Source organism: Pseudazoarcus pumilus (assembly GCF_002872475.1).
Lineage (GTDB): Bacteria > Pseudomonadota > Gammaproteobacteria > Burkholderiales > Rhodocyclaceae > Pseudazoarcus > Pseudazoarcus pumilus.
In genome coordinates this window covers 2,692,780-2,707,070 of sequence record NZ_CP025682.1, presented here as the reverse complement: position 1 = coordinate 2,707,070, position 14,291 = coordinate 2,692,780, and the positions used below count along the sequence as shown (strand labels likewise).

At 68.1% G+C, this 14,291-nt stretch carries 18 protein-coding genes and 1 other RNA gene; 4 read left to right on the top strand and 15 right to left on the bottom strand.

Annotated features, from left to right (window positions below):
* Positions 1 to 106 precede the first annotated feature (106 nt).
* From C0099_RS13170 to lgt, 11 genes are all read right to left on the bottom strand, one after another.
* Complete coding sequence (locus C0099_RS13170) at positions 107 to 1,492, bottom strand: efflux transporter outer membrane subunit (RefSeq protein WP_102248513.1); 1,386 nt, start codon at positions 1,490 to 1,492, stop codon at positions 107 to 109.
* A gap of 8 nt (positions 1,493 to 1,500) precedes the next feature.
* Entirely contained in the window at positions 1,501 to 3,474 is a 1,974-nt protein-coding gene (locus C0099_RS13165) for a MacB family efflux pump subunit (RefSeq protein ID WP_102247841.1), read from the bottom strand.
* Positions 3,471 to 4,631 carry an efflux RND transporter periplasmic adaptor subunit gene (locus C0099_RS13160; RefSeq protein ID WP_102247840.1) on the bottom strand — a complete coding sequence of 387 codons (1,161 nt, stop codon included), beginning with the start codon at positions 4,629 to 4,631 and terminating at the stop codon, positions 3,471 to 3,473. Before C0099_RS13160 ends, C0099_RS13165 begins: the two co-directional genes overlap by 4 nt.
* 141 nt (positions 4,632 to 4,772) lie before the next feature.
* Positions 4,773 to 5,189, bottom strand: a complete 417-nt coding sequence (locus tag C0099_RS13155) for an ExbD/TolR family protein (protein WP_102247839.1) — start codon at positions 5,187 to 5,189, stop codon at positions 4,773 to 4,775.
* Entirely contained in the window at positions 5,189 to 5,956 is a 768-nt protein-coding gene (locus C0099_RS13150) for a MotA/TolQ/ExbB proton channel family protein (protein ID WP_102247838.1), read from the bottom strand. Before C0099_RS13150 ends, C0099_RS13155 begins: the two co-directional genes overlap by 1 nt.
* A 6-nt stretch (positions 5,957 to 5,962) precedes the next feature.
* On the bottom strand, positions 5,963 to 7,126 hold the full coding sequence (locus C0099_RS16240) for an energy transducer TonB (RefSeq protein WP_228151594.1): 1,164 nt from the start codon (positions 7,124 to 7,126) through the stop codon (positions 5,963 to 5,965).
* A complete protein-coding gene (locus C0099_RS16290) occupies positions 7,123 to 7,248 on the bottom strand; it encodes a hypothetical protein (RefSeq protein ID WP_265734823.1) in 126 nt (41 codons plus the stop codon). The genes C0099_RS16240 and C0099_RS16290 overlap by 4 nt, the downstream gene beginning before the upstream one ends.
* Before the next feature lie 103 nt (positions 7,249 to 7,351).
* A complete protein-coding gene (bfr, locus tag C0099_RS13140) occupies positions 7,352 to 7,828 on the bottom strand; it encodes a bacterioferritin (RefSeq protein ID WP_102247837.1) in 477 nt (158 codons plus the stop codon).
* Positions 7,825 to 8,118 carry a (2Fe-2S)-binding protein gene (locus C0099_RS13135; RefSeq protein ID WP_228151593.1) on the bottom strand — a complete coding sequence of 98 codons (294 nt, stop codon included), beginning with the start codon at positions 8,116 to 8,118 and terminating at the stop codon, positions 7,825 to 7,827. Before C0099_RS13135 ends, bfr begins: the two co-directional genes overlap by 4 nt.
* On the bottom strand, positions 8,115 to 8,309 hold the full coding sequence (gene hemP, locus C0099_RS13130; protein ID WP_102247835.1) for a hemin uptake protein HemP: 195 nt from the start codon (positions 8,307 to 8,309) through the stop codon (positions 8,115 to 8,117). Before hemP ends, C0099_RS13135 begins: the two co-directional genes overlap by 4 nt.
* A 177-nt stretch (positions 8,310 to 8,486) precedes the next feature.
* Positions 8,487 to 9,272 carry a prolipoprotein diacylglyceryl transferase gene (gene lgt, locus C0099_RS13125; RefSeq protein WP_102247834.1) on the bottom strand — a complete coding sequence of 262 codons (786 nt, stop codon included), beginning with the start codon at positions 9,270 to 9,272 and terminating at the stop codon, positions 8,487 to 8,489.
* 87 nt (positions 9,273 to 9,359) lie between these two features.
* On the opposite strand from lgt, the gene C0099_RS13120 reads away from it, so the two are divergent.
* From C0099_RS13120 to ssrS, 3 genes are all read left to right on the top strand, one after another.
* Positions 9,360 to 9,572 (top strand): hypothetical protein, encoded by a 213-nt coding sequence (locus tag C0099_RS13120; protein ID WP_102247833.1) that lies wholly within the window; start codon positions 9,360 to 9,362, stop codon positions 9,570 to 9,572.
* Position 9,573: 1 nt separating this feature from the next.
* Positions 9,574 to 9,876 carry a cell division protein ZapA gene (locus tag C0099_RS13115; protein WP_102247832.1) on the top strand — a complete coding sequence of 101 codons (303 nt, stop codon included), beginning with the start codon at positions 9,574 to 9,576 and terminating at the stop codon, positions 9,874 to 9,876.
* Between the two features lie 27 nt (positions 9,877 to 9,903).
* Positions 9,904 to 10,085: non-coding RNA, 6S RNA (gene ssrS / locus C0099_RS13110), on the top strand.
* Between the two features lie 120 nt (positions 10,086 to 10,205).
* Here the strand turns inward: ssrS and C0099_RS13105 are convergent.
* Positions 10,206 to 10,613, bottom strand: coding sequence for a cyclic nucleotide-binding domain-containing protein (locus C0099_RS13105; protein WP_123785270.1), 408 nt, complete (start codon positions 10,611 to 10,613; stop codon positions 10,206 to 10,208).
* Positions 10,614 to 10,862: 249 nt separating this feature from the next.
* Between C0099_RS13105 and C0099_RS13100 the strand changes: the two genes are divergently transcribed.
* Positions 10,863 to 11,585, top strand: coding sequence for a hypothetical protein (locus C0099_RS13100; RefSeq protein ID WP_199797614.1), 723 nt, complete (start codon positions 10,863 to 10,865; stop codon positions 11,583 to 11,585).
* Here C0099_RS13100 and C0099_RS13095 read toward each other — a convergent pair.
* From C0099_RS13095 to C0099_RS13085, 3 genes are all read right to left on the bottom strand, one after another.
* The gene (locus tag C0099_RS13095) at positions 11,554 to 11,910 is read right to left on the bottom strand and encodes a hypothetical protein (RefSeq protein ID WP_102247830.1); all 357 of its coding nucleotides are present in this window, start codon (positions 11,908 to 11,910) and stop codon (positions 11,554 to 11,556) included. The two genes, C0099_RS13100 and C0099_RS13095, sit on opposite strands and share 32 nt — an antisense overlap.
* Positions 11,911 to 12,016: 106 nt before the next feature.
* On the bottom strand, positions 12,017 to 13,840 hold the full coding sequence (locus C0099_RS13090) for a sodium:solute symporter family protein (RefSeq protein ID WP_102247829.1): 1,824 nt from the start codon (positions 13,838 to 13,840) through the stop codon (positions 12,017 to 12,019).
* A 12-nt stretch (positions 13,841 to 13,852) separates the two neighbouring features.
* A complete protein-coding gene (locus tag C0099_RS13085) occupies positions 13,853 to 14,110 on the bottom strand; it encodes a DUF4212 domain-containing protein (protein WP_102247828.1) in 258 nt (85 codons plus the stop codon).
* Positions 14,111 to 14,291: the final 181 nt, after the last annotated feature.

The window sequence follows — 14,291 nt, the reverse complement described above, 5'->3', positions numbered from 1 at the left end:
TGATAACAGTTATCAACCGCATCCGATCCATGCTTTCGTGAAATATCTCACGTTCCGAATGTCGTTTTCGCAAGCGTGCAGCCGTGCTGCGGCGGGCGCGATGGCTTCAGTCGGGCCCGGCACGCTGCCAGCCGCCGCCCAGCGCCTTGTACAGGTCCACTGCCGCGGCCAGCCGCGCCAGGCGTTGCTGGGCGAGCTGGTCTTCGGCCTGGAACAGCGTGCGCTGCGCGTCGAGCACGGTAGTCAGTTCGTCCGCGCCCTCGCGATAGCGCAGTTCCGACAGGCGCAGGGTGCGCTCGGCCTCGTCGCGGATCGCGCGTTGCACGGCTTCCTGCTCACGTGCGCGCTCGGCATTGCCGAGCGCATCCTCGACTTCCTTGAGTGAAGTCAGGACCGCCTCTCGATAGGTTTCGACGAGTTCGCGCTGGCGCGAGCGCGCCAGCCCCACCTGGGCGCGCAGGCGTCCGCCGTCGAACAGCGTCTGCGCGAGGCCGGCGGCGAGCGACACGCTGCGCGTCGGGTCGGCCAGCGACAGCAGCGCGGCCGAAGCCAGCCCGCCCGATCCGGTCAGTTGCACCGAGGGCAGCAGCGCCGCGCGTGCGGCGGCCACGTCGGCCTCGGCCGCGGCCAGCCGCGCCTCGGCCGCGGCGATGTCGGGTCGGCGGGTCAGCAGTTCGGAGGGCAGGCCGGGTGCGACCGCGGGCACGCTCAGCGCGGCCAGCGCGCCGCCCGGCGCGTCGAAGCGCTGCGGCGTTTCGCCGACCAGCAGCGCCAGCGCCGACCGGGCCTGGCGCAACTGCACCTCCAGGGGCGTGATCGCGGCGCGCTGTGCGAGCACCGTGGTGCGCTGGCGGCTGAGGTCGAGTGCGGAGGCCGCACCGTTGCGATAACGCACCTCGACCAGATCGAAGAGCCGCTCGGCAGTGGCGAGATTGTCGCGGGCGATCGCCAGCCGACGCTGCAGCGCGAGCGTCTGGAACCAGGCCGTGGCCACGCCCGCGCCCAGCGACAGGCGCGCGCCGACGAAATCGAAGCGGCTCGCCGCCAGGCCCGCTTCGGCCGCGTCCACGCCCGCGGCGAGCCGGCCCCAAAGGTCCATTTCCCAGCGGATCGCGAGTCCCAGCGAAGTGCCGTCAAAGGTCGTCGCCGAGGCGTTTGGCGGGTCGCTGCGCTGGCGGCTGGTGCCGGCGGACAGATCCACACCGGGCAGCAGTGCCGCGCCGCTGCTCTCGAGTGCGAGCGCAGCCTGCACGACGCGTTCGCCCGCGATCGCCAGCCCCGGGTTGGCCGCGCGTGCATCGGCGATCAGCGCATCCAGCGCCGGCGCGTCGAAGCCTTGCCACCACTCGGCGTCGAGCGTCGCGGCGGCCGCTTCGCTGCGCTCGATCCAGGTCTCGGGCAGGTCGGGCGCGGGGCGCGAGGACGGTTCGGTGATCGTACAGCCGGCGAGGGCCAGCGCAGTGAGCGCACACAGCAGCAGACGGGGGTTCATCGTGGCCATCATTCGGAAGCCAGAGCGGTGACCGGGTCGAGTCGTGCAGCCTTGCGCGCGGGCAGGAAGCCGAACACCAGGCCGGTGGCGAAGGCACAGCCGAAGGCCAGCAGCACCGGCGCGAGCGAATACTGGATGGGCGTGCCCAGCCAGGCGATGAGGGCGGCCGTGCCGAGTCCTGCGCCCACGCCGATGACGCCGCCCAGTGCCGAGACGGTCAGCGCCTCGATCAGGAACTGCTGCAGGATGTTGCGCTGGCGCGCGCCGGTGGCCATGCGCACGCCGATTTCGCGCGTACGCTCGGTGACCGACACCAGCATGATGTTCATCACGCCGATGCCGCCCACCAGCAGCGAGATCGCCGCAATGGAGCCGAGCAGGATGGTCATGGTCTGCTGGGTCTCGGACACGCGCTCGATGATGGAAGCCATGTTGCGGATGTTGAAGTCCTCCACGCCTCCGTGGCGCGCGAGTACCGATGCATGAACCGCGGCCTGGGTGGCGTCGATGTCGTGGCCTTCGGCCACCGCCACGGTGATGCTGTTCAGATGGCGCTGGCCGAACAGGCGCAAGCTGCCGGTGGTCCATGGCACGAAGATCACGTCGTCCTGGTCGCGTCCCCAGCTGGTCGAGCCCATCGGCGACATCACGCCGACGATCTGGAACAGCACGTTGTTGATGACGACGTATTCGCCTACCGGATCAGCCGCACCGAAGAGCGCATCGGCGACCGTGCGACCGAGCACCGCAACGGTGGCGTAGCGCGCTTCGTCCTCGGCGCTGAAGAAGGTCCCGCGCGCCACCGGCCAGGTGCGCGCGATGACGAAGTCGGCCGAAGTGCCGTTGGCCGAGGTGCGATGGTCGGCGTTGCCGTGACGCACCGTGGCGCTGCCGCTCATGTCGGGCAGCGCGGCCAGCACGCCGGGTAACTCGCGGATGGCGCGCACGTCCTCGATGGCGAGCGTGGCGGTGACGTCGCGCCCGCGCATGTTCGGCGTGCCGGGGCGCACCGTGAGCAGGTTGGAGCCCATCGCGCTGATGCGGTCGATGACGTCCTGTCGTGCGCCGTCGCCGATGGCCAGCATGGCGATCACCGAGGCCACGCCGATGACGATGCCCAGCAGCGTGAGCACCGTGCGGAAGACGTTGGCGCGCAGCGAGCGCAGGCCGGTGCGCAGGGCTTCGAGCAATTCCCCCGCCGGCGAGCTGCGGTCGACGTGCGGCTCGAAACGCTCGGCGGCGGGTGTCGGATCGCACGGACCCGGATCGGAGACGATGCGTCCGTCGCGCAGTTCGATGATGCGGTCGGCGTGGTCGGCGACTTCGCGGTCGTGGGTGATGAGGATGAGGGTGTGACCGCGATCGGACAGTTCGCGCATCAGGCGCATGACGTCGTCGCCGCTCTTGGTGTCGAGCGCGCCGGTGGGTTCGTCGGCGAGGATGATGCGCCCGCCGTTCATCAGCGCGCGCGCGATCGATACGCGCTGCTGCTGGCCGCCCGAGAGCTGGTTGGGGCGATGGCCGGTACGGTCCGACAGACCCAGTTCCGCCAGCAGTTCGGCGGCGCGCGCATGGCGCTCGGCCGGCGGCACCCCGGCATAGATCGCGGGCACCTCGACGTTCTCGGCTGCGGTTGCGCCGGGAATCAGGTTGTAGCTCTGGAAGACGAAGCCGAAGTCCTCGCGGCGCACGCGCGCCAGCTCGTCCGGACCCAGATTCGACACGTCCTGGCCCATGAAGCGGTAGCGGCCGGCGCTGGGGCGGTCGAGGCAGCCCAGGATGTTCATCAGCGTCGACTTGCCCGAGCCCGAGGTGCCGATGATGGCGACGAATTCGCCGGCATGGATTTCGAGGTCGACACCGGCCAGCGCGACGGTCTCGATTTCGCCGTTGTGGTAGCTGCGCGTGACGCCCGCGAGCGCGATCAGCGGTGCTTGTGACGCGCCCGTCGCGCGCTCGGCGACCTGCGGTTCGGCCTTCATCGTGCCGCCGCGCCCCGGCCCGCAGCGGCGTTGCCGGCGACCACGCGCTCGCCTTCGGCCAGCCCGGACAGCACCTGGACCTCGATGCGGTTGGCAATGCCCGTCTCGATGGTGCGCTCGGCCGTGCGGCCGGTGTCATCGACCACGCGCACCGTCGCCTTGCCCGCCGGGGTTCCGTCGCGCGCACCGCGCATATTGCCTGCCTGGAGTGCGGCGCGCGGCACGACCAGCGCGTCCTCGGCGCGCGCGACGACGAAGAACACCTGCGCGGTCATCTGCGTCATCAACCGGCCGTCGGGGTTGGGTACCTCGAACTGTGCGTTGTAGAGCACCACATTGTTGGTGACCGTCGGCGTAGGGTCGATGCGCCGCAGCTTGCCTTCCCAGCGCTGTCCGCCGCCGCCCAGCGTGGTGAACCATACGTCCATGCCCACCGAAAGGCGCCCGATGTCGGCCTCGGAGACCTGGGTCTCGACGGTCATGGTGGACAGGTCGGCGATGCGCAGGATGGTCGGCGCGGACTGGTTGGCGTTGAGGGTCTGGCCCTGGCGCGCGGTGATCGACACCACCGTGCCGGCCATCGGCGCGACGATGCGCGTGTACTCGAGGTTGGCCTCGTCGGCGCGCAGGCTCGCGTCGGTCTGCTCGATCTGCGCCTCGAGTGCGGCGATCTGGGCCTGCGCGACGCGCAGCGAGGCCTCGGCGTTCTGCAGCGCCTCGCGCGAGGTCGCTTCCTCGGCCATCAGGTTGCGCTGGCGGCGCACCTGAAGGCGGGCCAGATCGAGATTGGCCTCGCGTTCGAGCAACTGCGCGCGCTGGCTGCGCAGCTGCGCGCGGGTCGCCTCGACGCGGCTGGAGAGTACGCGCGGGTCGATCTCGCCGAGTAGCTGGTCGATCTCGACGCGGTCGCCGACTTCGACGTGGATGCGTTCGAGCAGGCCCGAGACCTGCGCGCCGACATCGACGAAGTCACGCGGTTGCAGCGTGCCCGTGGCGGTGACCACGTCCTCCAGGTCGCGCCGCTCCACGCTGGCGAGGATCAGCGCGGCATTGGCGTCGCGGCTGCCGAGCAGCGTATCGCGCGCGAACCAGGCGCCGGCCGCGAGGGCGGCGACGACGCCGAGGACGAGGATCGTGCGCAGGCGGGATGGGCTCATCGGGGTACGGTTCGGCTTGGGGTCAGGGTTGCGAACAGGTCTGAGTGGCGTTGCCAGAATACGTTCGCATGGCCCGGCCGAATGTATCGTATTGAAGCATTGTGGCGCGGTGGGCGGGCGTTCGCGGCCGTCCGCCGTCGTTCAACGCTGCGGCACCGTGATGAACCCCATTTTCGCGATGCCGGCCTCGCGCGCTTCCGACAGGATCTCGGCAAGCAACTGGTAGCGCGTGTCGCGGTCGGCACGCAGGTGCAGCTCGGGCTGCGGGTCCTCGGCTGCCGCTGCGGCCAGCCGTGCGGCCAGCGCCGCGCGCGCGATGGGCTCGTCGTTCCAGTACAGCGCGCCGTCGCCGTCGACGGCCAGCGCGACCGTCTCTGGCTTCTCCTGGGTGGCCTGGCTGGACGCCGCTGGCAGGTCGATCTGCACGCGGTGAGTGAGCAGCGGCGCGGTGATCATGAAGACGATGAGCAGCACCAGCATCACGTCGATCAGCGGCACCATGTTGATCTCGCTCATCTGCGGCGTGCCGCCCTGTTGGTCGAATCCGCCGAAGGCCATCACGCCGCTCCCGTGATCGACGCTTCGGCGTTCTGGTCGCCGGGAATGTTGCGTACGTCGCGCACGCTGGGCGCGCCGCTGGCCAGCCGCGAACCGGTGCAGAACCAGGCGTGCAGGTCATGCGCGAAGGCGTCCAGCTCGGACAGTTCGAGCCGGTTGGCGCGGTTGAAGGCGTTGTAGGCGAGCACCGCCGGGATCGCCACGAACAGGCCGAAGGCCGTCATGATCAACGCCTCGCCGACCGGCCCGGCGACCGCGTCGAGGGTGGCCGTGCCGGAGGCGCTGATGCCGATGAGCGCGCCGTAGATGCCCCATACCGTGCCGAACAGGCCGACGAAGGGTGCAGTCGAGCCGATCGAGGCGAGCACCGTCAGGCCGGATTCGAGCTTTGCCGTGGACAGCGCGATCGATTTGCGCAGCGCACGCGTGATGAATTCGTCCGCGTCGAGCGTGCCGCCCAGCGTGTCCGCCGCGGTGTGGCGACGCAGGTGCTCGGAGGCGGCCACGCCCTGACGCGCGAGCGCCTCGAACGGCGAGGCCGGCGCGGTGCGCGACAGGCGCGTCAGGCCTTCGTCCAGGCTGGCGGCGCGCCAGAACGATTCCACCGCGTCGTCCTGACGACGCGCGCGCAACTGGCGCAGCACGCGCAGCGAGATCAGATACCAGCTCGCCACCGACATCACCACCAGCGTGAAAGCGACGAGCTTGATGACGAGGTCGGACTGTGCCCAGAGGTGGGCGAGTCCAAAGCTTTCTTCGACGGCCATTGCGGTTTATCCCTCCAGTTTGAATACGACGGGTACGAGTACCCAGGCATCGATCTCGCGCTCGCCCTCGCGGGCGGGCACGAAGCGCCAGCGTTGTACCGCGTTGCGCGCGGCCGAATCCAGCCGGTTCGAGCCGGAACTCTCCTCGACTTCGATGTTCTTCGCCTGCCCCTGGGCCGAGACGAAGACGCGCAACAGCACGCGCCCCTCCTCGCGCATCCTGCGCGACAGCGCCGGATAGGCGGGGGGCGGGTTGTCCAGATAGGCCGCGTCGTAGCGCGCATCGGTGACGCCCTGCTGCGACGGCGGTCGCGCGGCCGGTTCGGGGGCCGGTGGCGCTTCGGCCACCGGCGGCAAGGCCGGCTGCGCGCGCGACGGTTCGGTGGGCTTGCGCGGCTCGGGCCGGGGCGATGCCTTGGGTGGCGGCGGAGGCAGATCGGGCATCGCCTCGCGGGCCTTTGCCGTGCGCTGTGGTGGCGGCTCGGGGCGCGGTGGCGCGGACGGGTGCGTCGGCGGCGGCGTGTCGGCCTGACGTCGCGCGTCGGGCATGGATTCGGGCGTCGGCGCGACAGCCGACGGCAGGGTCGCAGCGGGTTCGGCGGGACGCGGCCGTTCCTGCGCGAGCGCGCGCGGCGCTGTTGCGGGCATGGCCTCGGCCAGTTGCATCGGCTCGCTGCCGGTCGGCGCCGCAGGCAGGGGTTCGGCGGTCGGCGCGGGCAGCGGCTGGGCGCGTTCGGGTCGCGGCGCGTTGGCCGGCGCGGGTTGCATCGGTTCGGGCGCGGGTGCGCTCATCGCAGCGGGCGCGGGCGGTGGCGCCGCGGCGACGGCCTCGGGCTGCGGCTCTGGTGGGGGCGCAAGCGTCTCCGGCTGCGGCGGGGGCGGCTCGGGACTTGGCTCGGGCGCGGGGGCCGGATCGGGAAGCGGCACTGGCTCGGGCTCCGGCTTCGCCTGCTGGGCGGCGACGGGCTCGGGCGGTGCGGCAGCCTGTTCGATGTCGCTGTCGGCCGTGACCAGCGAGACCGAGAAGGGGATCTCGACGCGCTCGATCGGCTCCGGCTGAAAACGCGCGATGGCGACCACGCCGGCTGCGTGCAGGGCGATGACCAGGGCGAGCAGAAGGCGACGTTCGCGCTGCGAGCCGTCGATGCGGGATGCGGTGCGACGGTTCATCGGATCAGCAATTCGAGCGCGATCGCGACGACGGTGATGACCACCAGGGTGCGCGGTACGGAATAGGCCACGGGGCGCGCACCACCGCATGGCCGGTCAGCATGGTGGCGATAGGATGCCATTGGTCCAGTTCCCGGTTCGGGTCTCTTTGCATAGCGTGTCGTGAGCGGGAACCGGCGACCGGGATACGGTGGCGCTTTTCAGGCGCCACCGTATTGCCCGCAATCAGCTTTCCGTGCTCATCTGGGATTGCAGATAGTTCTGCAGTCCGACCTGTTCGATCAGTTCGATCTGCGTCTCGAGATAATCGATGTGTTCCTCGGTGTCCTCGAGGATCTTCTCGAACAGTTCGCGCGACACGTAGTCCTTACAGGACTCGCAGTAGGCGACAGCCTCGATCAGGTGCGTGCGACCGCCGGTTTCCACCTTGAGGTCGCCGGCGAGACACTCGGGCACGTTCTCGCCGATCAGGAGCTTGTCGAGATTCTGCAGGTTGGGCAGCCCCTCGAGAAACAGGATGCGTTCGATGAGCATGTCGGCGTGCTTCATCTCCTCGATCGATTCCTCGTACTCGTGCTGTCCGAGCTTGCCCAGGCCCCAGTTCTTGTACATGCGCGCATGCAGGAAGTACTGGTTGATCGCCGTCAGCTCGATGGTCAGCTGACGGTTGAGATGCTGGATGACTTTCTTGTCGCCTTTCATAGTGCCTCCAGGATGAGAGCAGGGGCGACGCTGCCGGCGCGTGCCGGGACGGGGCTCCATGAACGTTCGGCGCGCTTGTCGAGCGCGGAAGCGAGGCAGCGTCGCGCGGACTCCGCGCAGCAGGTGCAGTCGGCCGTCACCCCGAGTTGGTTGCGCAGGTCGCGCATGCGGCAGGCGCCGCGCTCGACGGCCTGTTCGATCTGCTTTTCGGTGACTGCGTTGCAAATGCAAATGTACATCCGGGAGCCTCGCTTGGAAACCGGTTCGCCGCGCGTGGCGGCTGTGCTCATTTGGTCAGAATCAGCTTGCCGCTGCGCGTGGCGCGCAACACGTAGCGCGTGCCGTGATGGTCGATCGCGATGCAGTTGCGACCTTGCAGCAAGCGGGCGCTGGGCAGCGCGGAGCGCCCGTCGCCCGTCGTGTGCTCGTGGCAGGCGTCATCGGGCGCAGGTGCCTGGGCAGGGGCGTGGGCTTGATTCATCGCGGAGTGATCAAACGCAAATGACAATAATTCGTATTAAATAGCAAAGATGAAAACGGGTCAAGTGCCGCGCCACGCACGATTCGGTTCTGCCAGGTAGGTGCTCCGCGATCTGCGAATACCGCCCGCGCAGGAAGCCGCCTCCCGCGGGCGCAGTCCCGATGACGCCGGGGATGTTCAGCGCGCGCGGGTGCGGGCCAGCATCACCGCGCCGATGACGATCATCGGCACGCACAGCCACTGCGCGGTGGACAGGCCCAGCGAGAGGGTGCCGAAGATGCCCGGATCGGGCGTGCGGAAGAACTCCGCGACGAAACGCAGTAGGCCGTAGCCGGCCAGGAAGGCGGCCGAAACCGCGCCCGTCGCGCGTGGGCGCGCCGCAAACAGCCACAGGATCACGAACAGCAGCAGGCCTTCGCCGGCGGCCTGGTAGAGCTGGCTGGGGTGGCGCGGCAGTTCGTCAACCCACGGGAAGATCATGGCCCACGGCAACTCGGCCGGTGCGGGGCGGCCCCACAGCTCGCCGTTGATGAAGTTGCCGATGCGCCCCAGGGCCAGCCCGATCGGCACCAGCGGTGCGATGAAGTCGGTGATCTCCCAGAAGTGGCGCGCATGCGTGCGCCCGTACAGCCACATCGCCGCGAGCACGCCGAGAAAGCCGCCGTGGAAACTCATGCCGCCCTTCCAGATCTTGACGATCTCGAGCGGATTGGCGAAGTAGTACGCCGGCTGGAAGAACAGCACCTCGCCCAGGCGCCCGCCGACGATCACGCCGAGCATGCCGTAGAACAGCAGGTCATCGATGTGCCGCCCTTCCCAGCCCAGATCCGGCCGGCGCCGCGCGTGCACCCGCCCGAGCCCCATGAAGAGCGCGAACGCGGCCAGATACATGAGGCCGTACCAGTGGATGGACACCGGTCCGAGACTGATGGCGACAGGGTCGAAGCGTGGATGGACGAGCATGGTGCGAAGGGGGGGCCGGGGGCTCTTGCGGGTCGCCGCGGGGCGCGGCAACCGGCGTTCTTGACCGGTTTCCGGGCGGACACTAACATGGCCCGCATGAACAGCGAAATCGCGCGCCTCGAGGAACTGGTCGAACAGGTCGTGACCCTGCACGACGCCGGCCGGGCCGAGTTGCGCGCGGCGCGTTCGCGCATCGCCGCCCTCGAGGCGGAAAACCATCGGCTGAGCGACAAGCTCGGTGCCGCCATCGCGCGCCTCGAGTCCCTGCTCGACAAGCTGCCCAGCGCGGAAGGGAACTGACATGGCCGACGACGCGATCGAGATCAGTCTGGGCGGCAAGGAATATCGCGTCGCCTGCCCCGCGGACGAGCGCGACAGCCTGCTCGAGGCCGCTTCACTGCTCGACGCCCGCCTGCGCGAACTGGCCGGCAAGACCGGCGCCACGGGGGAAAAGCTGGCGGTCATGACCGCGCTCAACGTGGCGCACGAATTCATCGAATTTCAGCGCGCCGGCGGGTTTGACATGCCCGAACTCAGGCGTAGAATCGGTGACGTCAATGCACGTTTGGAAGACGCTCTGGCGCGCCAGGAAAAGCTCTTCTGAAGCCGCCAGGCGCGGCGTGCCAAGCTCAATCCCCTGCGGTGTTCGTGGAAGTCGTAGATTCCTTGAACCAATGCTTGAGAGCATGGTTGCTGACGACGAATCCGCTGTGCGAGCGCCCCTAGCCGGGCGCACCTGATGCGGACGTAGAAGCGACCACCCTGAACCCCAGGTTCAGGATGCCCGGCCGACACGGCACAAGCGGGGGGCCAGTTAGTTTCCGGATGACGCTGCAGGCGCTCCGGACGAAAAAGCCCGACCTTCCGGTCGGGCTTTTTCGTGTCGCTGCGCGCCGGCCCCGCTCCGCAGGGCGATCCCCGGTCGCACCCGCGCTAGTCCGGCTGCTGCGGACGCGACCGTGGCAGCCCGGCGTCAGCCAGCGCCCGGGCCAGGTCGGGCGCCTGTCGCCCGAGCGCATCGAATCCATCGGCATCGAGCTCCAGGCACAAGGTATCCGTTGCCGCGATGCCTTGGCACGGACCGAGCAGCGTCGCGCCGGCCTCGAGCGTGGTGGCGTCGCTGGCGGACAGGGCGATGCGACCGCGTCGCACGATGCACAGACCGCCGTCGGCCGCGACCGGCTGACCTCGCGCGTAGTAACGACTCTGCAGGCGCTTGGCAAGAAACGCGATCTGTGTCGGCGGGACCGACGAGTATGGCGAGTGGGTGCACAGGAATTCGATCAGGGGCTGCAGCATCGTGACCGCGGGCGACGGTTCGCGGACTCTGGTACCGGGCATGTCAGGGCTCTTGCTAAGGACCTCGACGGAGTGCTTGCAAGCCTTGTGCCCGTTCGCGCGCGCCGCGTTGCCGCCCATGCGGGCCGGTGAGGGAGCGCGCCGCTGTTACCGGAGGTAGCGCCTGCTACGAAGGGTAACGGGGCAGGCGCGCAAGGCGCTGCGACCCGGCTCGCGGGCATGCGCGGCGCGCTTCGTTGGTGCGTGTGCAGACCCTATAATGGGTCACGTTCGACAGCACGAGGTCATCCGGTGAGCATCGACAGGGAAACGGGATTTGCGGACGTCGGCGAGCGCCGGCCGGTGAAGTTCGAGGAAGGCTGGATCGTGGGCATGGTGCGTCAGCTGGTCCAGCTGCGCAACTACGTCGGACTGGGGCGCAAGCGCGAGGATCCGGTGCGCGACGTCGCCGGACTGGCGCACTTTCTCGACACGCGTGCGAGTTTCGTCGCGCAGACCTCGTTGTATGGCTACCTGCGCACACGCGCAGGGATGCGCTACCCGGAGCTGTTCGACGACGACCCCTTCGTGGTCAGCATCAACATCGCCAAATGGCAGATCTGGCTGGCCTGTCTGTCGGACATCACGGCCTACGCCGGCGTGCAACTCGCGCGACAGCGCGGCGCGAGCGCCGATCAGGTGCGCGACATCGTGCGTGCCGCGCTCGCGGAGGTGCTCGAGCGTACCGGTGTGCCCGAGGAGGCCGGCGAGGCCTTCGCGGACAACGCCGCGCGGGTACGCGAGCGCATCGCCGGCTGCGACTGGTCGGCCTTCGTCGACGAGGAGGCGGCCTTCACCGAGAGTCCCGGTGCGCTCGTCGAGTGGGCGCCCATCGTCGACCACCTCAAGCAGCTCGATGCCGACATCGTGCGCAATTCCGTGCGTTTTCGCTGGCAGGAAGTGCGGCGCGACCTGCGCCGCAGCCTCGATGCGGACGCCGTGCTCAGGGCAGGATCATCTTCAGCAGATACGTGACGCCGAGCGCGATCTCGCTCTCCAGCGGGAAGGACAGCATGCCCATCACCGAGTAGCCGAGCAGCCAGGGCATCAGGTAGAAGCGCGCCATGAAGAAGAACCACGCGACGTAGAGCGGCACCATCGGCGCGATCAGAAAGCCCGGCGTGATCGGTGCGAACAGGCGCAGCAGCGGGTCGGTGACCTGGATGAAGAAGCGGTTGAAGAAGAACTTGCTTTCCTCGGGCAGGAACAGCCGCATGCCGAAGCGACCGATCAGCGTCCACATGATCATGCCGAGTACGTAGTCGAGCGCGATTGCCCAGCCGGGGATTCCTTCGATCATTGGCAAAACTCCGCACACAATCCGGATGAAACGGCCCCGGTTGCGGGGCCGAAAAAAGCCGGGGCGAGTTGCCTCGCCCCGGCTTCGTCATGACACCTTCAGTGCATCAGTGATGACTGACGATGGTGTCGCCGCGCGGGATGCGAACCTCATCCACCATGCGCTGGATTTCCTCGTCCGGCTCCGGCGTGAGCAAGCTTACCACGACCATCGAGACCAGGCTGGCGACCGCGCCGACGATGCCGAAGCGCAGGTGGTCAAGACCCAGCCACGGATCCATGCCCGAGCGCACCGCGATCAGGTAGCCCCAACCGGAGGCCAGGCCGATCACCATGCCGGCGATCGCGCCGGGACGGTTGGCACGCTTCCACCACACACCCAGCACCAGCGGGAAGAACAGGCCGGACATCGCGAAGCAGAAGGCCCAGGCCACCGCCCCGAGAATCCCGGTCAGTTTCAGCGATGCGACGAACGCGCCCAATGCACCGATCACCAGAAGCAGGATGCGTGCCGTGAGCAGACGCTTCTTGGTCTCCGCCTTGGGGTCGATGATCTTGTAGTACAGGTCATGCGACAGGGCGTTGGCGATCGCCAGCAGCAGGCCGTCGGCGGTGGACATCGCTGCCGCCATGCCGCCCGCAGCGACCAGGCCGGAGATCACATACGGCAGACCGGCGAATTCCGGCGTGGCCAGCACGATGATGTCGGCGCGCAGGAAGAACTCGTTGATCTGCAGCATGCCGTCGCCGTTGCTGTCGCGAATGGCCAGCATGTCGATCGCACTCCACTTATTCACCCAGTCGAGCGCCATCACCTTGTCGATGCTCTGCCCGATGATTGCCGTCGGCAGGTTCGGATCCAGCAACTGCAGCTTGCTGAACGTCGCCAGGGCCGGGGCGGTGAAGTAGAGCAGGAAGATGAAGAACAGCGACCAGGCCACCGAGTTGCGCGCCGCACGCACCGAAGGCGTCGTGAAGTAGCGCATCAGGATGTGCGGCAGCGAGGCCGTGCCGATCATCATGCACGCGGTCAGCGTGACGAACTTCCATGCGGCCAGCGCACCTTCGGCAGGCGTCGCGTGCAGCGTGGTGAGTACGCCCAGACCGGCGACCGATTCGGTGGCCTTGGTGCCCACGCCCAGCATCGGCTCGAGCTCCATGATGCGTGCCACCGCGTCGCCGTAGGCGAACTGCGGCACCGGGCCGAAGCCCTGCACGATGGACATCCAGAACACCGGCAGCAGGTAGGCAATGATGAGCACGATGTACTGCGCCACCTGGGTCCAGGTCACCGCACGCATGCCGCCGAGCATCGAGCACACCAGGATGCCGGCCAGACCGAACCACACGCCGAACTCGAACGGGATGCCCAGCGCGCGCGCCGCGATGGTGCCGGTGGCGTTGATCTGTGCCGTCACGTAGGTGAAGGACGCCACCACCAGCACGACGATCGCGCAGAAGCGCGCGAGCTTGCCGCCGTAGCGCGTGCCGATGAAGTCCGGCACGGTGTAGCAGCCGAACTTGCGCAGGTAGGGCGCCATCAGCGTCGCGACCAGCACATAACCACCCGTCCAGCCGACGATGAACGCCATGTAGCCGTGACCGCCCATGAATACGCCGCCGGCCAGCGCGACGAAGGATGCACCCGACATCCAGTCGGCGGCGGTGGCCATGCCGTTGAACACCGGGGGTACCGAACGCCCGGCCACGTAGTAGGCGTCGGCCGCCATGGTTCGTGACAGCACGCCGATGAAGGCGTAGATCACGATGGTGAACATCAGGAACAGCACGCCGATCATGTCGGCGCTCATGCCCAGGGTTTCGAACCAGGCCATCAGCGCGAAGAACGCGAGAAAGCCCCCTGTGTAAATGCCGTAGATCTTCGGGAGATTGTCGACGAACGACTTCCCTTCGAATGAGAACAATGCCATGTCGTCTCTCCCTCAGTCGTCTTCGGCGACGCCGAATTCTCGGTCGATCGCATCCTGCTGCTTCGTAAACAAGAAGAGCTGGACGACGAACACGATGAGCGAACCCTGGGCCGCGAAGTAATAGCCCAGCGGCCAGCCCACGAAGCTGATGTTGTTCAGTGCCGGGGCGAACCAGTGCACGCCGTAGGCGAACACGAACCAGACACACAGATGCGTGATCATCAGGGTTCGCGTGCGATGCCAGTGCGCAACACGATCGTCTGCTGTCATTTGTGTCACGGGACTTCCTCCTTTGATGGTGACGCGCTCTCTTTTCCTGCGGGCGCTGACATGCATACAGCAAGCCGTGTGCCAGTGGAGGGGGCCCGGGATCACGGGGATTGCGCGCGCCGGGGCACGCGCGGTGCGTTACCTGGGGTAACAGGTGTTACGCGGCGTAACGCCTGTCGCG